Genomic DNA, 17,957 nt, shown 5'->3' with positions numbered 1-17,957 from the left:
CGCCCCGGCGCGCACTATGCCGAGGCGTACCGCCGGGCCAGTCGTTTCCGATGCTCGGCCGGCGTACCGAAGAGGGAACGATCGAGCGTGGCCCGCTTGAGGTATGCGTGGATTCCGCTTTCCCAGGTGTAGCCCATGCCGCCGTGCAGTTGCATGGCCTTCCCCGCCACCCGCACCGCCGTGTCGGTGCTGAACGCCTTGGCCATCGACGCCGCGTGCCCTGCGTCCGGTGCCGACGTCACCTGGGCTCGGACGGCGGCCGCCACCAGCTGCCGGGCCACCGAGACCTGCACCAGCATGTCCGCGCAGGCGTGTTTGACAGCCTGAAAGGAACCGATCGGACGGCCGAACTGCTCGCGCACCTTGGCGTAGTCGACGGTGGCCTCGAGCATGGCCTCGCTCAGCCCCAGACTGTCACAGGCCGTCGCGACCGCGGCCCGGTCGTACAACCGCCGCAGGGCGCGCTCTCCGTCGCCGCGGAATCGCCACACCGCAGACGGCGACACCGCTACGCCGTCGGCGCTCACGCGCCCGAGACTGCGGGTCGCGTCGACCACCGGTCGCGCGGTGACGGATATCCCGGGAACACCGGGTTCGACTGCCGCTATCACGATCTCGCCGCCGGGATGGCGGGCGGGTACGAGCAGCCGGTCCGCGCCGGGCGCGTCGAGCACGAATTCGGCGTCACCGCGCAGTCGCAGGCCGTCGGTATCGGGCACGAGCCGGAACGGCGCGAGATCAGCGTGCGCGTAGTCCGCGCCGGGCGGCACGGCGCCGACCCGCTCCTCCCCCGTGAGCGCGACAACCGGCAGCACCGCACCCGCGACGGTGCCGCGAAACAGTTCGTCTCGTTGTGGATGAGGCTCCAGTAGGCCGAGCGCGCCGACGGCGAGCACCGCGACCGAGGGGTACGCACTGCGGGCGACTGCTCGGCCCATCTCCTGGAGAATCACCGCGACTTCGGCGAAAGTGGCGTCGGCTCCGTCGAATGCCGCGGGCGCTTCCAGGCCGAGCCACCCGGAGCGGGCGATCAGCGACCAGTCGACGGCAGACTCGGAATCGGCTTTGCCGATCAGGTCGCGTGCCACCGCTCGCATTTCGTCGTGGATCTCGGCGTATTCGTCGCTCATCATGTTCCCGCCGGTTCCCTGGGCAGGCCGAGTCCGCGCTCCGCGATGATGGTGCGCTGGATCTCGCTGGTCCCGCCCGGAATGGTCCATTCCCAGGAGCCGATGAAGTCGAGCACCCAGGCGCCCGACTCCCAGCCGCCGGACATCGGTTTGCGCAGCATCGTGTGCGCGGCCACTCCCCCGACCTGTGTGCCGAAATCCGTCATCCGCTGCAACAATTCGCTGTAGTACAACTTCACGACGGAAGCGTCGGCCGGACCCGCGCGGCCCCCGTCGTGCCGCTCTACCAGGTCGCGGCACAATGCGCGCAATCCGGCGATCTCGATGTCGAGCGCGGCCAGCCGGTCGGCCACCAGCGCGTCATCGATCGGCCGCACGCCACCGGGATCGGCTCGCTCGCAAGCCTCGACCAGCAGGCGGAATCCGGCGTTGCCGAGCCGTTCGGACAGTTCCAGCATGGTGAGGCCGCGTTCGGCGCCGAGCGTCTGCTGCGCCACCTGCCAGCCCGCGTTCTCCGCGCCGACCAGCCCGTCGGCCGGGATCCGCACCTCGTCCAGGAATATCTCGCAGAAGTGCGATTCCCCGGTGGCCTGCCGGATCGGACGCACCTCGATGCCGGGGCTGCGCATGTCCAGCAGGAAGTAGGAGATCCCGCGCCGCTTCCGGGCGGCCTGGTCGGTGCGAGCCAGCAGCAGGCACCAGTCCGCGTACTGCGCACCGCTGGCCCACACCTTCTGCCCGGTCACGACATAGCCGTCGCCGTCGCGGCGGGCGCTGGTCTGCAACGCCGCCAGATCGGACCCGGCGCCGGGTTCGGAGAAACCCTGTACCCAGATCTCGCCGTCCAGGATCGCCGGGAGATGCCGTCGCCGCTGCTCCTCGGTGCCCGCCGCGAGCAGCGTCGCGGCCGCGTGGTGAACGGCCACGAAGGCCAGCACCAGTCGCGGCGCGTCGTGCGCGGCGAGTTCCTGGTACAGCACGATCTGTTCCGGGACGGACATGCCACCGCCGTATTCGCGCGGCCAGTGCGGCACCGCGTATCCGGCGCGGCGTAGCTGCTGGAACCAATCGTGCTGAAAGAGTACGAATTCCGCGTCCGTCGGGCCGGTCTGCGCCCGCCGCCAATCGGCAGGCACGTGCGTGCGGCACCACTCCCGGACCTCGCCGCGGAACTCGTCGAGGTCGCGCCCGGTCACCGTGCCCGTGCCCGCTGTCGCAGCGCCAGCAGCCGGTCCCGGTGCTCCGGTGACTGCATGGTCACCACCTCGGCGGCGAAACCGGCCTGCATCGGACCGCCGAGAGCTTGGGAAAGGTACATGTTCACGACCCGTTTCGTGCTGCGCATCGCCTCCGGCGGCAGGGCGGCCAACCGGACCGCCAGTTTCCGTGCCTCGTCGAGCAATTCGTCCGCGGCGACGACCCGCGACGCCAGTCCCACCTCGACGGCGGTGGCGGCATCGATCCGGTCACCGGTGTACAGGAATTCCCGCGTCCGCAGGATGGGAGTGAGCAGCGGCCAGAACGCGGCGCCGCCGTCCCCGGCGACCAGCCCGACGGCGACGTGCGGGTCGGCCAGATAGGCGCGATCCGACATCAGCACGACGTCGCACAGCACCGCCAGGCTGGCGCCGAGCCCCATCGCGGCACCGTTCACCGCGGCGATCACCGGCAGTGGAAAGCGCAGCATCTCCTCGATGATCTGGGCGCCTTCGCGGATGCTCTCGTCCCGCGCGACCGTGTCGTCCAGGAAAGAGGTGATCCAGTCCAGGTCACCGCCCGCGCTGAAAGCCCGGCCGGAGCCGGTGAGGATCACCACTCTGGCCTCCCGGTCCGCAGCCAGTTGCCGCCACACCTGCGCCAGCGCTCGGTGCAACTCGGCGTTCACCGCGTTGAGCTCGTCGGGGCGGTCGATGACGACGATGCGGACCGGCCCCTCGGAGGCGACGGTCAGCGCGTCGGGCAGGTCATAGTGCATGGCGTCACCCTTCTCCTGGCTCGGAGAACAATCCGGTCAGGCCGCGGCGGCCGGCCAGCCGGGCCAGCAGGTCCTCGGTGGCGACCAGGCCGAGTGGCAGCCTGCGCGACGGCAGGCTGTAGCGCGACAGCCAGGACAGTGGCGACTCGTCGCAGAAGCCGAGGGCGCCGTGCAGCTGGTGGGCCACACGGAACACGGCCTCGGCCGCTTCCAGCGCCGCCGCGCGCAAGGCCAGCGCATCGATCAGCGCCTCGCCGCGATCGGCCTGGATGCTCCACAACGCGTAGCGGGCGAGCATGTCCACGCCGCGCCGTTCCACCTCGGCGTCGGTCAATTGGAACTGCACCGACTGGAACTCGGCCAGCGGCTTGCCGAACTGCTCCCGCACCAGCACGTGGGCGCGGGCGAGTTCCACCGCGCGATCGAGCATGCCGAGCAGGGTCCAGCACGGCAGTACCAGCGCGAGCGCCAGGTCGGCCGCGCCGTCGGTGTCCACCGGCGACACGTCCAGTCGCGCCACGAACGCCGACTCACGCGCGGACACACCGGACGGTCGCACCACCACCGACCCTCTGGCACCGTCCAAGGTCACCGCCGCCCAGCGCAGGTCGAGATCCGCGACCGCCGCGGCGGGCTCGTCATCCGACACCACCACCAACCCGTCGACGTCCAAGTCGACCGGGCGGGCCAGCCGCTCCGCCACCGGGTAGGGCGTGGCCCAGTAGCCGGCGCTGCGGCACAGCGCCGCAGCCGCTTCCAGCTCGACCGGATCACGCCGCGGCTCCAGCTCCCAGGCGCCGAGTTCGCCCAGCACCGGCGCGACGAGTGTGCGCCGCGCGGGCTCGCGCTCGGCCCACTGCACCAGTTCGTCGCCACCGGCCGCGCGCAACGCGCGCAGCGCCTGCACGCCGTATTCCCGTGCCTCGGCGCAGAGTTCGATGGTCATCGCCCGCCCGTCCGCCGGGAACGGTGCGGCGGTCACGCCGCCTCCCCCGCCCGGCGGGGCCCGCTCAGCAACGTGCGCGCCAGCAGAATCTTCTGCATCTCGATACTGCCGGAGGCCACCGTCGCGGCGTTCGCGTATCGCCAATGGTCGTCCACCGCGCGCCGGAACCGGCGCTGGGTCTCCTCCCGCGAGCCCGCGAACGCGGCGAGTTCGGCCAGCACGCTCGCGCTTTCCTGGTCGAGCCGGGTCACCGCGATGCGGTAGGCCGCGGCGTCACCGGGGGCGACCCGCCCGGCGCTCTGCAGCGCGATCACCTGGTAAGCCAGCAGCCGCGCCCGCCGGGCCCGGGTGAGCATGCGGGCCCAGCGACCGCGCAGCTCGGCAGGCACCGTGTCCCACCGCTGCCCGAGAACGTCCGGCGCGGCCTGCAACAGCCGCTCACAGCGCGCATAGCGGGCGATGCCGACGCGTTCGAACGCCAGCACCTCCTGCACCACCGACCAACCCTCGTCGACCTGGCCGAGCACGTCGGCATCGGTCACCCGCACCCCGTCGAAGAAGACCTCGTTGAGATGGTGCGGCCCGAGCATGGACCGGATCGGCCGGACCTCGATTCCCGGATCCGACATCGGCACCAGGAACACGGTGAGCCCCTGCTGTTTCCGCGCCCGGGTCGCGGTGCGCGCGAGCAGGAAGCACCACTGCGCCATGGTCGCGTACGAGGTCCAGATCTTCTGGCCGGAGATACGCCAGCCGTCGCCGTCGCGGCGGGCGGTGGTCCGCAGCGAGGCGAGATCGGACCCGGAGTCCGGCTCGCTGAATCCCTGGCACCAGATCGCCGCACCGCGCGCGATCGGCGGCAGGTGCTCGCGTTGCTGTTCGGCCGTGCCGTGCCGCATGATCGTCGGGCCCACCCAGTTGACGCCCATGTACTGCGCCCCGCGCGGTTCGTGGTGCGCCCACATCTCCTCGCGAACCACGGTCTGCTCCCACACCGAGGCGCCGCGGCCACCGAACTCCGCGGGCCAGGCCGCGCACAGCAGGCCCTGTTCGGCGAGCACCCGGCAGAAACGCTGGGCCACAGCCAGATCGGCCGGATCGTCGGTGAACGCGCCGAGATAGTCGGCGGGGACCTCTTCGGCAATCAGCCGCCGCAGATCGCCCCGGAGCCGGGTGGCGGCCTCACCCATAGTGAAGTCCATGTGGCGCACAGTACTTCAATCCTCATAAGGATAGCAATATTTGTAGGGTCATCGCGCGGTGACTACACTGCCGCCATGACGGAAAGGTGTGCCGGGTGAGGACCAACCAGAGGCGGACCGCATGACGGCCGCCAAGCGCGGCCGGGTCCCGCAGCGGCGCATCGCGGAGACCGTCGCCGCCGAACTGCGCACCCGCATCCTGGCCGGCGACGACAACTACCGGCTGCCCACCCAGGATCAGCTGGTCCAGGACTTCGGCGTGAGTTACCCCTCGATCCGCGAGGCGCTGCGCATCCTGGAGACCGAGGGCCTCGTCACCGTCCGCCGGGGCAATGTGGGCGGCGCCGAGGTGCACCGCCCGGACGAAACGTCGGCGGCGTATCACCTGGGTCTAGCCCTGCAAGGCGCGCGCGTCACCCTCGGCGATCTCGCCGCGGGCCTGCGCACGCTGGAACCGCTGTGCGCGGCCGCCTGCGCCGAGCGGCCCGACCGCGCCGAGACCGTCGTCCCCGCGCTCACGGAGAACGTGGAGAAGTCGGCCGAACTCATCGACGACGGCGTCGCCTTCACCCACACCGCCCGCGAATTCCACGACCTCATCGTCTCGTTCACCCCGAACCTGACCATTCGCTACGTCGTGAGCACGCTGGTCACCCTGTGGTCGGCACAGGAAGAGGCGTGGGCGGAGGCATTGACCCGGCGCGGGGAATACCCGTCCGAGGCCGAGTCGAGCGAAGCCCTGCGCACCCACCGCCGCATCACCAGGGAGATCGCGGAGGGGCGGGCAGCCGAAGCCGAACGCCTGTACCGGACCCATCTCGCCGCCACCCAGACGCTGGTGCTGCAGCGCTTCGACGACGGCGTGGTGAACGCCTCGTCCGCCGGGGCGCGGCCGGCCATCCAGTCCGGCCTCCGCTCGCAGATCTGAGTTCGTCGATCTGCCGCATCTATATACGTCACCCCGCCCAGCGTCGTGCAGAGGCGCTTCGGTTACGCGTTGCTCCGCCGACTGGAAACAGCGTACGATAATGCCGTTTCCATAGTGTGAAAGTGGATTACCGAACGGCTGGTAAGCGCCTTTCCGGAGGACACATGGCTTCCAGCCGTCCCCATTGCACCCCTCCGCAGGGCTGAGCTTGCAAGCAAATACCGACATCTCTCGAAACATGCTGCTGAACAGCGCTATCAGACCTGATATCCGAGCCGTTCGGTCGCAGCGGTCCGCGCTCGTGGCACCGCCACGATGGGCGCATTCAGCGCTCGCCAACGGACGACCGCAACCTACTGGGCGGTATCCAACAGGTCAAGTATTGCTATCCTTGCGAGGATTGAAGTAGCGTGGCCCACGACACATCGGCCCGCCACACGCGGGGGCCGGATTCCCGTCGCCCCGGGCCGCCGGGCCGGGCTGTGCCACATCTCGAACATCGACTTTCTCATCGCATGGGAGGCCCCGCCTTGACTCGAGGGGCGCGCTACAGCACCACCACACCGATAACCCTCGCCGAGGGGTGGAGCGTCCGACAGCTCACCCCGCCGAGCCGACTGTTCGGTGCGAACGGCCTACGTACGGGTACCGACGGGCGAATCTACGTGGCCCAGGTGGCCGGCAGCCAGATCAGCGCACTCGACGTCGCCACCGGCGACCTCGAGACCCTCAGCGCCAAGGGCGGCGACTTCGTCGCCCCCGACGATCTCGCCTTCGATCCCGAGGGCAATCTCATCGCCACCGAGTACATGGACGCGCGCGTCAGCATGCGCGGCACCGACGGCCGCACCCGGGTGATCCGCGACGATCTTCCCGGCGCCAACGGCATCACCGTGCACAACGGCCGGTTGTTCGTCAACGAATGCCGGATCGGCGGTCGCCTCATGGAACTGCCACTGGACGGCAGCGCGCCGCGCGTTCTGCAGGACAACTTGGCGATGCCCAACGCCATGGAGGTCGGCCCGGACGGTCTCCTCTACTACCCGGTGATGGGGACCAACGACATCTGGCGCATCGATCCCGACGGCGGTGCGCCCGAACGGGTCGTGGGTGATCTCGGCGTGCCCGACTCGGTCAAGTTCGACTCCGCGGGCTTCCTCGTCTCCACCCAGGTGCAGACCGGTGAGGTGCTGCGGATCGATCCGCGCACCGGTGACCGTCAGGTGCTGGCGAACCTGGACCCCGGCCTGGACAACTGCACCTTCGTCGGCAACCGGCTGTTCGTCTCGAACTTCTCCGGTGAGATCACCGAGATTCTCACCGGCGGACAGACCCGGTCCGTTCTGGCAGGCGGGCTGCTGTGGCCGCTGGATCTGACGGTCGGCCACGACGGCGATCTCTACGTCGCCGACGGCACCTTCTTCTACGTTCTGCGTGACGGCAAATTGCACACGGTCGCATCGCTTTTCAGCGCGGGCAATCCCGGCTACGTGCGTGGCGTCAGCGCAGTCGGCCCGGGTGAGTTCCTGTGCGCCACCTCCACCGGGCAGATCTCGTACTACCGACCGGGCACCGACGAAGAGCCCGAGGTCGTGGCGGACGGGTTCGATCAGCTCTACGGTGTGGCGGCAACCGTCGACAGGACGATCGTGGCCGCGGAACTCGGCGCCGGCCGTGTGCTTTCGATACGGTCCGGGCAGGCCGAAGTGCTGGCCTCCGGCCTGAACGCCCCGATGGGCGTGACATTCGGACCGGATGGCACCGCCCTGGTCTCCGAATCCGGGGCCGGACGGATCGTCTCGATCAGCGGCGGCGGAGTCGACACGGTGGTGGACGGACTGGAGACGCCGCACGGAATCCTGGTGCGCGGCAAGCAATTGCTCATCCTCGATGTCGGCCTCAAAGCGTTGATCGGCGTCGATCTGGAGACCAAGGCCCGGCAGACCCTCGCCGCGAATCTTCCGGTCGGCGCGCCGCCCGGGGTGGTCGCCAAACCGCTGCGCGGGACTCCGCCGTTCTCCGGACCCATGGGCCCGTTCGCGGGCATCGCCGCCGGACCGGACGGCACGGTCTACCTGTCCGCCGACGCCGAGGGCAGTGTGCTCGCACTGCGCGGGAAGGCCTGATCCGACGATGACCAACGACGGCCTCGCACACGACTTCTTCGGACTGACCGGACGCGTCGTCATCGTCGCCGGCGCGGGCGGCGGCGGTATCGGCACCGCGGTGACGCGCCTGATCGCCAGGGCAGGCGCCACCGTGATCGGGGTGAGCCGCTCGAAGGAGAACCTCGGCGAACATGTCGAACCACTGGCCGCGGAAGGTCTTTCCGTGGTGTCCGTCGCGGCCGACGTCGGTACCGAGGAGGGTGTCGCGACCGTACTCGAGCATGCCCGCGCGGCGCCCGGCGAGCTGCACGGGCTGGTCAACGTTGCGGGCGGCGCCGCGGTGCGCACCTGGATGCCCGCGACCCGGGTGACCAGGGAGGACTGGCGCGCGTTGTTCGCGCAGAACTTGGAGACGATGTTCTTCATGAGCCAGGCCGTGGCCGCCGAGCTGAAGTCGCAAGGCAGGCCCGGTTCGCTGGTATCGCTCTCCTCGATCAGCGGCATGAACACCGCACCGTTCCATATCGCCTACGGCACCGCGAAGGCGGCGCTGGTGGCGGCGACCAGGACCCTGGCGGTGGAGCTGGCCCAGGACGGCATCCGGGTGAACGCCATCGCGCCGGGTGTCACCGAGACACCTGCCTCCGGCACCTACGTCGAGGACGATCCCCAGCGGGACCGCCGCGCCATCGCCATGGGCAGACGCGGGCGTCCGGAGGAGCAGGCGGGGCCGATCCTGTTCCTGCTCTCGGATCTGTCGACCTACGTCACGGGCCAGACCCTGCTCGTGGACGGCGGCCTGAACCTCAGGTGGACCCACCTCGGCGAGGACCACACCTCGCTGTTCCTCAAGGACGAGAACTTCCGCGCATCGATCACCCGCTGACGCACCCAACGTTGTGACCAGGAGCATGTCATGAGCGAAACGACGACCGAGACAACGGATTCCGCTACCGACGAACCGCTGTCGGCGCCGATGACGATCGGCGTCGAGGCGTACATCTCCGAGGAATACGCACGCGCCGAGGGCGACAAGCTCTGGGCCAAGGTGTGGCAGCAGGTCGAACGCGTCGAGGAGATTCCCCGAGTCGGCGACTTCCTCACCTACGAGATCCTCGACGACTCGATCATCGTGGTGCGCACCGCACCGGACACCATCCGGGCTTACCACAACGTGTGCGCGCATCGCGGCCGCAAACTGATCGATACACCGGAGGGCGCGCACGACGCCCGGGGCAGCCGCAAACAGTTCGTCTGCGGTTTCCACGGTTGGCGCTACGACCTGGAGGGCCGCAATACTTTCGCGGCCGAGCGCGAGGACTGGATCTGCGGGCTCACCGAACGCAACGACGGACTCAACCACGTCGAGGTCGACACCTGGGGCGGCTGGATCTGGATCAACATGGACCCCGACGCCGAACCACTCCGCGAGTACCTCGAGCCCGCGGCCGGCCTGCTCGAACACTTCGAACTGGAGAACATGCGCTATCGCTGGCGGCGCTGGCTGACTTTCGACTGCAACTGGAAGGTCGCCTTCGAGGCGTTCATGGAGACCTACCACGTGCCCTACACCCACCCGGAGTTCATGAACTTCGGCACTTTCCTCGGGTGGTCGCGGGCGCAGGGCAAGCACAGCAACATCGGCTACGACGCACCCAAGGGCATGGAGGAGAACCAGGCCAAGGTGCGCGTCGGCAGCGGTCCCGACGCGCGCGTCTCCACCGCCACGCTCCAGAACTTCACCTGGGAGAACGCCAACACCAACACCACGCGCACGCTGGTCGACGTCGCCAACCGGCTGGTCGACGAACTGCCCGAGGGCACTCCGGCCAACGAAGTGCTGCGCTACTGGCTCGACACGGCCCGGTCGGAGGACGAGGCGCGCGGTGTGGTCTGGCCGAAGGTCGACCCCGACATCGTCGCCCGGGCCGGTACCGCGTGGCAGATCTTCCCCAACTTCCAGATCGGCCACGCACTGAACAACATGCTGTGCTACCGGTTCCGGCCCTACGGCTACGACCCGGACAAGTGCATCTTCGAGGCCGCAGTGTTCGAGCTCTTCCCGCCCGGCGAGGAGCCGCACACCGAGTGGGAGTACACCCCCGTCGGCGATCCCGGGTGGCGGACCGTCCTACCGCAGGACTTCGCCAATATGGCCGCTGTCCAGCAGGGCATGAAGAGCCGAGGCTTCTCCGGGCCGAAACCCAACCCGTATCGCGAACGCAGCGTGGTGAATCTGCACCACAACCTCGCCGCGTACATGGGTACCGGCGCGCCGCGCGATCTGACCTGAACGGGCGGGACCCGCCGGTCCGCCCCCAACGACCCGAGTTAGAGATCCAGGAATTCGAATGCAAGAGTGCAAGCCCACGGTTACGCCCGATGTCGATCGGGATGCCCTCCGCGCGAGATATCTCGCCGAACGTGACAAGCGCCTGCGTCCCGAGGGACAGAAACAGTACCTGCTGACCGAGGGCGAATTCGCGGACTACTACGAAGAAGATCCGTACACGCCGGTCGAGCCGCGCGACGCGATGACCGACGAGATCGAGGTGGCGATCCTCGGCGGCGGTTTCGCGGGTCTCATCACCGCGCACCGGTTACAGCAGGCCGGCGTGGAAGATTTCCGGATCATCGAATTGGGCGGCGACTTCGGCGGGGTGTGGTACTGGAATCGCTACCCCGGCATCCAGGTCGACTCGGACAGCTACTGCTATCTGCCGCTGCTCGAAGAGACCGGCTACCTGCCGAAAGAGAAGTTCTCCTTCGGCGACGAGTGCTACGAACACGCCCAGCGCATCGGCAAGCACTTCGGCCTGTACGAGAAGGCGGTCTTCCACACGCTGATCCGCTCGCTGGAATGGGACGAGCGGATCGAGCGGTGGCGGATCGCGACCAACCGGGGCGACGACATCCGCGCCCGGTTCATCGTGATGTGCCAGGGGCCCTACAACCGGCCGAAGCTGCCCGGTATCCCCGGCATCACGCAGTTCCAGGGCCACACGTTCCACACCGCGCGCTGGGACTACGAGTACACCGGCGGCACGCTGAAGGGCGGGCTGGACAAGCTCGGCGACAAGAAGGTGGCCATCATCGGCACCGGTGCCAGTGGCATCGGGACGATCCCGCATCTAGCCGACGGCGCCGAACACCTGTACGTATTCCAGCGCACGCCGTCCTACATCTTCGAGCGCGGCAACACGGCGACCGATCCCGAATGGGTGAAGTCGCTGCGGCCGGGCTGGCGAGAGGAGCGGCAGCGCAACTTCCACAACGCCGCCTACGCGTTCTACTCCCCGGGAGAGCCGGATCTGATCTGCGACGGCTGGACCGAGGTCGCCCGCAATGTGGCCGCCCACCTGGACGCCACCGGCGGCTGGGCCGAACTGGCGACGAATCCGATGAAGGTCATGGAACTCAAGGAGGCCGAGGACTACCGCGCGATGGAGCGGGTGCGCCGGCGGGTCGATGAGATCGTCGCGGACAAGGCGACGGCCGAGGCGCTCAAGCCGTACTACCGGCACCTGTGCAAACGGCCGGGCTTCAGCGACAACTACCTGCAGGCCTTCAACCGCCCGAACGTCACGCTCATCGATGTCTCGGACACCAAAGGGGTGGAGCGCATCACGGAGAAGGGCATCGTCGCGCACGGTGTCGAATACGAAGTCGACTGCATCGTCTTCGCCAGCGGCTTCGAGATCAGCAGCGACATCGACCGCAGGCTCGCCATCCAGCCGTTCGCCGGGCGGGGCGGCCGGTCGCTGTACGAACATTGGAACGAGGGGTTCCGTACTTTGCACGGGATCATGTCGCACGGCTTCCCGAACCACTTCGCCACCGGGTTCGTCCAGGGCGGGGTGACCGCGTCCACCACTCGGATGTTCGAGCAGCAGGCCGATCACATCGCCTACATCATCCAGCAGGCCTCGGCCCGGGGTGCCGCCACGGTGGAACCCAGCGCGGAGGCCGAGGAGGCGTGGATCGCGACCATCCGGGCGAATTCGTTCGACAACAGCAACTTCGTCCGCGAATGCACCCCCGGTTACTACAACAGCGAGGGCGAGCCGAACGGGCGGTCGTTCCTCGGTGATCCCTTCTGGGGCGGCTTCTACGTGCTCGAGGATCTGCTGCGGAGCTGGCGCGAAGAAGGCCGGTTGGCGGGTCTCGTCCTGGATGCATGACCAGTCCCCGAGCACCGCGACGCACCTGGGAGAGGACCGACCACCTTGCGAGAACTCAGATTCGACGATCGCGTAGCCGTGATCACCGGCGCCGGACGGGGGTTGGGCCGCGCCTACGCCCTGCTGCTCGCCTCGAAGGGCGCCAAGGTGGTGGTCAACGACCTCGGCAGCAGCGTGCGCGGCGACAGCGTCGAGGCGGACCCGGCCGCGGAGGTGGTCGCCGAGATCGAGGCGGCCGGCGGCACCGCCGTCGTCTGCACCGAGTCGGTGGCCACGGCCGAGGGCGGGCGCGCGATCATCGACGCGGCGCTCGACCATTACGGCCGCCTGGACATCCTCGTGCACAACGCGGGCAACGTCCGTTACGGTTCGCTGCGGGACCTGAGCTACGAGGATTTCGACGCGGTGCTCGACGTGCACCTGCGCGGCGCCTTCCACGTCGTCCGGCCCGCGTTCCCGGTCATGGCCGACGCCGGCTACGGCCGCGTGGTGCTCACCTCGTCGATCGGCGGGCTGTACGGCAACAAGGGCGTAGCCAACTACGCCGTGTCGAAGGCGGGCATGATCGGCCTGTCGAACGTGATCGCGCTGGAGGGAGCCGAATTCGGCATCCTCGGCAACGTCATCGTGCCCGCCGCGGTGACGAGGCTGGCCGACGGACTGGACACCTCGTCCTACCCGCCCATGGGGCCCGAGCTGACGGCGCCGACCGTCGGCTGGCTCGCCCACGAGTCCTGCTCGATCACCGGCGAGATGCTGGTGTCGGTCGCCGGACGCGTGGCGCGGGCCTATATCGCCGAGACCCCGGGGGTCTACCGCCCCTCGTGGACGGTCGAAGAGATCGGTGAGCAGATCGACGCCATCCGCGATACGACCGGCTCTTGGATTCTGCCTGCCGTCCCCGCGGGGCACAGCGATCACATCAGGAAGAGTTTCGAGCTAGCCACGGAGGCAGGACAGCATGCCCGTTAAGGTCTACGAACGTATCCTTCAGCTCTTCGAAGCCGAGGGCATCAACACGATATTCGGCATTCCCGATCCGAATTTCGTGCATATGTTCCACCTCGCCGAGGAACGCGGCTGGAACGTCGTCGCACCGCATCACGAGGAATCGGCCGGATTCATGGCCGAGGCCGTGTCGCGGATGACCGGCAAGGCCGCGGTCTGCATCGGCACGCTCGGCCCCGGTGTCGCCAACCTGGCAGGCGCGATGATGTGCGCGAAGGTCGAGAACTCGCCGGTGATCTTCCTCGGCGGGCAGCGCGCTCGGATCACCGAGCAGCGGGTGCGGCGCGGGCGGATCCAGTTCGTCAAGCAGGCCGAACTCTTCGCGCCGTCGGTGAAGTACAGCGCCAGCATCGAATACGCCGACCAGACCGACGAGATCATTCGCGAGGGTCTGCGCCGGGCGCTCACCGGAACCCCCGGACCGGTTTACATCGAGTGGCCCAAGCACATCATCCAAGCGGAACTCGACGTACCGGAACCATTGCCGCCCAACCGGTATCGCCTCGTCGGCCAGACCGCGGGCCAGGACCGGATCGAGGAGGCCGCACGACTGATCCGCGCGGCGCGCCAGCCGGTACTGCTGGTCGGGCACGGTGTGCACACCGCGCGCGCCGGGGAGTCGGTGCGCGCACTCGCCGAACTGATGGCCTGCCCGGTCATCCAGACCTCCGGCGGCACTTCGTATATCGAGGGTCTCGAGGACCGCACCTTCGCCTACGGCTTCTCACCGTCGTCCATCGACGCGGTGGTGAAATCGGATCTGTGCCTGGCTATCGGCACCGAACTCGGAGAGCCCGTCCACTACGGGGTCGGGCGGCACTGGGTGGCGGGCGAGGCGAACCGCAAATGGGTCCTGGTGGAACAGAACCCGGAGGCCATCGGGGTCAACCGGCCGATCGATGTGCCGCTCGTCGGCGACCTGCGCGCGATCGTCCCGCAGCTGGTCGACGCGCTGAAGGATACACCGCGCACGCCGTCGCCCGAGCTGGCGAGCTGGATCGAGCAGGACGCCGCCCGCCTGGCCGAGCTGTCCGAAACGGCGCCGTCGGGCCGGTCTCCGGTGCATCCCGCGCGGCTGATCGTGGAGGCGACCAAGGTGTTCCCCTCCGACGGCATCATGGTCCGCGACGGCGGCGCCACCACGATCTTCGGCTGGACCTACTCGCAGGCCAAGCCGCACGACGTGATCTGGAATCAGAACTTCGGCCATCTCGGCACCGGGCTGCCCTACGCTGTCGGCGCCTCGGTGGCCGAGGGCAGGAAGCGGCCGGTCATGCTGGTCACCGGCGACTCGTCGTTCCTGTTCCACATCGGCGAGTTGGAGACCGCGGCGCGACTGAACCTCCCGCTGGTCTGTGTGGTCGCCGTCGACTACGCCTGGGGCCTGGAAGTCGGCGTCTACAAGGGCCTGTTCGGGCCCGGGTCGCTGGAGACGGGTACACACTGGAGCACCGACACCCGCCTGGACAAGGTCGCCGAGGGCTTCGGCTGCTACGGCGAATACGTCGACCGCGACGAGGACATCGCCCCCGCCGTCAAACGGGCGTACGCCAGCGGCAGACCGGGCGTCATCCACGTGGCCGTCGACCCGAAGGCGAACTCCGAGGAGATGCCGAGTTACGACGAGTTCCGCACCTGGTACGCGGAAGGGACACAGTAGTCATGCGCGAGTATTCGAAGTTCTACATCGGCGGCGCCTGGGTCTACCCGGCCGAGGCGCAGTCCTTCGAGGTCGTGAACCCGGCGACCGAGCAGGTGTGCGGCACCGTCGCCAACGGCTCGGCCGCGGACGTGGACCGGGCGGTCGCGGCCGCCCGCGAAGCGTTTCCCACATGGTCGGCGTCCCCGGTCGCCGAGCGGATCGAGCTGCTGCGCGCGATCGGCGTGGAATACGGCAAACGCGCGGGCGATCTCGCCGCGGCGCTGACCGAGGAGATGGGCGCACCGAGCACGCTGGCAAGCGGCTTCCAGGTCGACCTCGGGGCCGGGCACCTGGCGACCGCCATCGAAGTCCTGCAGAACTTCGTCTTCGAAGAGCAACGCGGGGCAACCCTGATCGTCAAGGAACCCATCGGCGTCTGCGGCCTCATCACACCGTGGAACTGGCCGATGAGCCTGATCGCCGTGAAGGTGTTCCCCGCCGTCGCCACCGGCTGCACCACGGTGCTCAAGCCGTCGGAGCGCTCGCCATTCACGGGGCAGATCTTCGCCGAAATCCTCGACGCCGCAGGCGTTCCCGCCGGCGTCTTCAACCTCGTGCAGGGCGACGGTCCCAGCGTGGGCGTACCGCTGTCGGCGCATCCGGACGTGGATCTGATCTCCTTCACCGGCTCCACCCGCGCGGGTATCGAGATCGCTCGCAATGCCGCGCCCAGCGTCAAGCGGGTGACCCAGGAACTGGGCGGCAAAAGCGCGAACATCGTGCTCGACGACGCGGACTTCGCGACCAATGTCGCCGCCGCGATCGGCCCGATGATGATGAACTCCGGCCAGACCTGCAGCGCGCTGTCGCGCATGCTGGTTCCCCGTCCCCGCATGGACGAGGCCGTCGACATCGCTCGCCGCGCCGCCGCCCAGCTCACCGTGGGTGACCCCGCCGGGGACGTGGCGCTGGGCCCCGTGGTCTCCGGATCACAGTTCGACAAGATCCAGGCGCTCATCCAGAAGGGCATCGACGAGGGAGCCACGCTGGTGGTGGGCGGCACCGGCCGCCCCGACGGACTCGCCAAGGGCTACTACGTGCAGCCCACCGTGTTCGCGAACGTCACCAACGACATGACCATAGCCCGCGAGGAGATCTTCGGCCCGGTCCTGGCCATCCTCGGCTACGACAGCCTCGACCACGCCGTCGACATCGCCAACGACACCGAATACGGACTCGCGGGCAACGTCGCGGGCGCCGATGTGCACCAGGCCCGCGCCGTGGCCCGCCGCATCCGGTCGGGTTGGATCACCATCAACGACGCCTTCGACTTCCACGCGCCCTTCGGCGGCTACCGCAAGAGCGGAAACGGCCGCGAGTGGGGCGAATTCGGTTTCCACGACTACCTGGAGACCAAAGCGATCCTAGGGTACGCGCCGGACGAAGCCGGGTCGTAGCGGAGTGGATGCCGGACCGAGAGGAACCGGTGCGCGGCGGCGGGCACCGCGCGTCGGTCAGCGGTCGGGCCAGATGTCCTTCAGTCGCGGCGCGGCATCGGCGGACTGGCGCACACCGGCCGCATGCGCGGGGGCCAGCGCGGCCGGCGCGAACAGATCGAGCCCGAACGCGGCGATCGAGTCCTCGTCGGGAACTACGGAAATCTCTGTGGCCGAACCCAATTCGCGGTCGCTGGGGATACGCGGGAAGATGTGCGCCAAGGGCTCGACGATCACCACGACATCCGCGCCCGCGGCCAGGTCCGCGTTGACCGGTGAACGCAACCCACCGTCGATGTAGTGACGGCCGTCGACCGGAATCGGCGGGAAGACGCCCGGCACCGCGGTGCTCGACGCGAGCGCCTCGGGCAACGACGCCGCACCGTCTCGGCTCCACACCTGTAGCTCGCCGGTGGTTATGTCGATCGCGGTGACGAGCAGGTCGCGTGCGGGCCACTGCGCCACACCGGCCAGCCCGCCCATGCGCGCGATGTGCTCGTCCGGATCGCCGACCTGGGCGGCCAGCGCCAGTTCCCCCGCCCGGCGACGCGCCTGGGCCGGTTCCTGCCCCGGGGCGCGCAGGACGGCGAATATCTCCCCCATCCGCACCGGATCCGCCTGCACCGGCGTCGACGTCGACGGCGGCCGCAGCAATCGCGCCGGATCACCACCGTCGGCCAGGACCGCGCCGACGACCGCACCGGCCGACGTGCCCACGAACCGGTCCGCAAGCGCCAAGTCGATCCCGTTGTCCCGCAACCCAGTGGCGAACCCCGCCAACCACGCAAGGCCGACCGGCCCACCCCCGCCCAGCACGAGCGCGACCGAATATCCGTTGGATGCCACCGTGTCCGACATACCGCCAGCCTATCCGCCCCGGTTGCCCATCGCGTTCGCTCGGTCGGCTACCGGACACCCTCCGGGATCTCTCAGCGGCGATAGATCTCCGCGTATGCGTTGGTGACCACCCCGACGAGGCCGGGACCCCAATTCATGCACCCTGTCGTCGTGCGCTGACCGTTGGGGGTGAAAGGGTAACTGAGCTGGGTGTAGGGCCCGACAGCGTACAGCGGAAACGGCCCCGAGCTGTAGACCCCGACACATTCCACCCGAAGGACGTACTCGGCGCCACCGAGCCCGTCGTCCGGTGGACAGATCGCCGAGGCGCTGAAGACATCGCGCTCGATGACGCAATCCTGCGGCGCCGCCTGCGCGGAGCCCGAACCGGCAATCGCCACAAACGCCAGCCCTGAAACACCGGCGACCCCGAGCCGCGCGACGGCGACAAAAGCCCTTCTCATGCAAGCTCCTTCTGTCCAGCTCTCGACTCGTACAGGGTGG

General features: G+C 68.8%; 15 protein-coding genes. 8 read left to right on the top strand and 7 right to left on the bottom strand.

Translation table 11 applies throughout. From position 1 onward, the window contains the following. Positions 1-14: 14 nt before the first annotated feature. Genes ON19_RS13965 through ON19_RS13945 form a run of 5 tightly spaced genes read right to left on the bottom strand, consistent with a single transcriptional unit; the run spans position 15 to position 5,253 of the window. Positions 15-1,130 (bottom strand): acyl-CoA dehydrogenase family protein, encoded by a 1,116-nt coding sequence (locus ON19_RS13965; protein WP_043691284.1) that lies wholly within the window; start codon positions 1,128-1,130, stop codon positions 15-17. Then, on the bottom strand, positions 1,130-2,326 hold the full coding sequence (locus tag ON19_RS13960) for an acyl-CoA dehydrogenase family protein (protein WP_043691282.1): 1,197 nt from the start codon (positions 2,324-2,326) through the stop codon (positions 1,130-1,132). The genes ON19_RS13965 and ON19_RS13960 overlap by 1 nt, the downstream gene beginning before the upstream one ends. Then, positions 2,323-3,105 (bottom strand): enoyl-CoA hydratase/isomerase family protein, encoded by a 783-nt coding sequence (locus ON19_RS13955; protein WP_043691280.1) that lies wholly within the window; start codon positions 3,103-3,105, stop codon positions 2,323-2,325. The genes ON19_RS13960 and ON19_RS13955 overlap by 4 nt, the downstream gene beginning before the upstream one ends. 4 nt (positions 3,106-3,109) lie before the next feature. Next, a complete protein-coding gene (locus ON19_RS13950) occupies positions 3,110-4,051 on the bottom strand; it encodes an acyl-CoA dehydrogenase family protein (protein ID WP_043691518.1) in 942 nt (313 codons plus the stop codon). 32 nt (positions 4,052-4,083) lie between these two features. Then, complete coding sequence (locus tag ON19_RS13945) at positions 4,084-5,253, bottom strand: acyl-CoA dehydrogenase family protein (protein WP_043691278.1); 1,170 nt, start codon at positions 5,251-5,253, stop codon at positions 4,084-4,086. 121 nt (positions 5,254-5,374) lie between these two features. Here ON19_RS13945 and ON19_RS13940 point away from each other — a divergent pair, with 121 nt between their 5' ends. The 8 genes from ON19_RS13940 to ON19_RS13905 all read left to right on the top strand — a co-directional run bounded on the left by ON19_RS13940 (position 5,375) and on the right by ON19_RS13905 (position 16,577). After that, on the top strand, positions 5,375-6,181 hold the full coding sequence (locus ON19_RS13940; RefSeq protein ID WP_043691514.1) for a FadR/GntR family transcriptional regulator: 807 nt from the start codon (positions 5,375-5,377) through the stop codon (positions 6,179-6,181). A 515-nt stretch (positions 6,182-6,696) separates the two neighbouring features. After that, complete coding sequence (locus ON19_RS13935; RefSeq protein ID WP_043691276.1) at positions 6,697-8,307, top strand: SMP-30/gluconolactonase/LRE family protein; 1,611 nt, start codon at positions 6,697-6,699, stop codon at positions 8,305-8,307. 7 nt (positions 8,308-8,314) lie between these two features. Next, positions 8,315-9,175 (top strand): SDR family NAD(P)-dependent oxidoreductase, encoded by an 861-nt coding sequence (locus ON19_RS13930; protein WP_043691274.1) that lies wholly within the window; start codon positions 8,315-8,317, stop codon positions 9,173-9,175. 30 nt (positions 9,176-9,205) lie between these two features. Next, a complete protein-coding gene (locus ON19_RS13925) occupies positions 9,206-10,582 on the top strand; it encodes an aromatic ring-hydroxylating oxygenase subunit alpha (RefSeq protein ID WP_043691272.1) in 1,377 nt (458 codons plus the stop codon). 58 nt (positions 10,583-10,640) lie between these two features. Then, a complete protein-coding gene (locus ON19_RS13920; RefSeq protein ID WP_043691270.1) occupies positions 10,641-12,470 on the top strand; it encodes a flavin-containing monooxygenase in 1,830 nt (609 codons plus the stop codon). Between the two features lie 45 nt (positions 12,471-12,515). Further along, positions 12,516-13,442, top strand: coding sequence for an SDR family NAD(P)-dependent oxidoreductase (locus ON19_RS13915; RefSeq protein WP_043691268.1), 927 nt, complete (start codon positions 12,516-12,518; stop codon positions 13,440-13,442). Then, positions 13,432-15,138 (top strand): thiamine pyrophosphate-binding protein, encoded by a 1,707-nt coding sequence (locus tag ON19_RS13910; RefSeq protein ID WP_043691265.1) that lies wholly within the window; start codon positions 13,432-13,434, stop codon positions 15,136-15,138. Before ON19_RS13915 ends, ON19_RS13910 begins: the two co-directional genes overlap by 11 nt. A gap of 2 nt (positions 15,139-15,140) precedes the next feature. Then, entirely contained in the window at positions 15,141-16,577 is a 1,437-nt protein-coding gene (locus ON19_RS13905; RefSeq protein ID WP_043691263.1) for an aldehyde dehydrogenase family protein, read from the top strand. A gap of 57 nt (positions 16,578-16,634) precedes the next feature. Here the strand turns inward: ON19_RS13905 and ON19_RS13900 are convergent, their stop codons facing one another. Further along, positions 16,635-17,474, bottom strand: coding sequence for a patatin-like phospholipase family protein (locus tag ON19_RS13900; protein WP_051168846.1), 840 nt, complete (start codon positions 17,472-17,474; stop codon positions 16,635-16,637). Between the two features lie 71 nt (positions 17,475-17,545). Beyond that, complete coding sequence (locus tag ON19_RS13895) at positions 17,546-17,917, bottom strand: hypothetical protein (RefSeq protein WP_043691260.1); 372 nt, start codon at positions 17,915-17,917, stop codon at positions 17,546-17,548. Between the last annotated feature and the right edge of the window lie 40 nt (positions 17,918-17,957).

The organism is Nocardia abscessus NBRC 100374 (genome assembly GCF_000308455.1).
GTDB classification, from domain to species: domain Bacteria; phylum Actinomycetota; class Actinomycetes; order Mycobacteriales; family Mycobacteriaceae; genus Nocardia; species Nocardia abscessus.
The sequence above is the reverse complement of the archived record's forward strand: the minus strand, read 5'-3'. Positions and strand labels throughout refer to the sequence as shown.

What these genes read in the sequence shown, in the direction of transcription:
- ON19_RS13965 (WP_043691284.1), bottom strand. Translation starts at nt 1,130, where the DNA reads ATGAGCGACGAATACGCCGAGATCCACGACGAAATGCGAGCGGTGGCA.
- ON19_RS13955 (WP_043691280.1), bottom strand. Translation starts at nt 3,105, where the DNA reads ATGCACTATGACCTGCCCGACGCGCTGACCGTCGCCTCCGAGGGGCCG.
- ON19_RS13950 (WP_043691518.1), bottom strand. Translation starts at nt 4,051, where the DNA reads ATGACCATCGAACTCTGCGCCGAGGCACGGGAATACGGCGTGCAGGCG.
- ON19_RS13945 (WP_043691278.1), bottom strand. Translation starts at nt 5,253, where the DNA reads ATGGACTTCACTATGGGTGAGGCCGCCACCCGGCTCCGGGGCGATCTG.
- ON19_RS13940 (WP_043691514.1), top strand. Translation starts at nt 5,375, where the DNA reads ATGACGGCCGCCAAGCGCGGCCGGGTCCCGCAGCGGCGCATCGCGGAG.
- ON19_RS13935 (WP_043691276.1), top strand. Translation starts at nt 6,697, where the DNA reads ATGGGAGGCCCCGCCTTGACTCGAGGGGCGCGCTACAGCACCACCACA.
- ON19_RS13930 (WP_043691274.1), top strand. Translation starts at nt 8,315, where the DNA reads ATGACCAACGACGGCCTCGCACACGACTTCTTCGGACTGACCGGACGC.
- ON19_RS13925 (WP_043691272.1), top strand. Translation starts at nt 9,206, where the DNA reads ATGAGCGAAACGACGACCGAGACAACGGATTCCGCTACCGACGAACCG.
- ON19_RS13920 (WP_043691270.1), top strand. Translation starts at nt 10,641, where the DNA reads ATGCAAGAGTGCAAGCCCACGGTTACGCCCGATGTCGATCGGGATGCC.
- ON19_RS13910 (WP_043691265.1), top strand. Translation starts at nt 13,432, where the DNA reads ATGCCCGTTAAGGTCTACGAACGTATCCTTCAGCTCTTCGAAGCCGAG.
- ON19_RS13905 (WP_043691263.1), top strand. Translation starts at nt 15,141, where the DNA reads ATGCGCGAGTATTCGAAGTTCTACATCGGCGGCGCCTGGGTCTACCCG.
- ON19_RS13900 (WP_051168846.1), bottom strand. Translation starts at nt 17,474, where the DNA reads ATGTCGGACACGGTGGCATCCAACGGATATTCGGTCGCGCTCGTGCTG.
- ON19_RS13895 (WP_043691260.1), bottom strand. Translation starts at nt 17,917, where the DNA reads ATGAGAAGGGCTTTTGTCGCCGTCGCGCGGCTCGGGGTCGCCGGTGTT.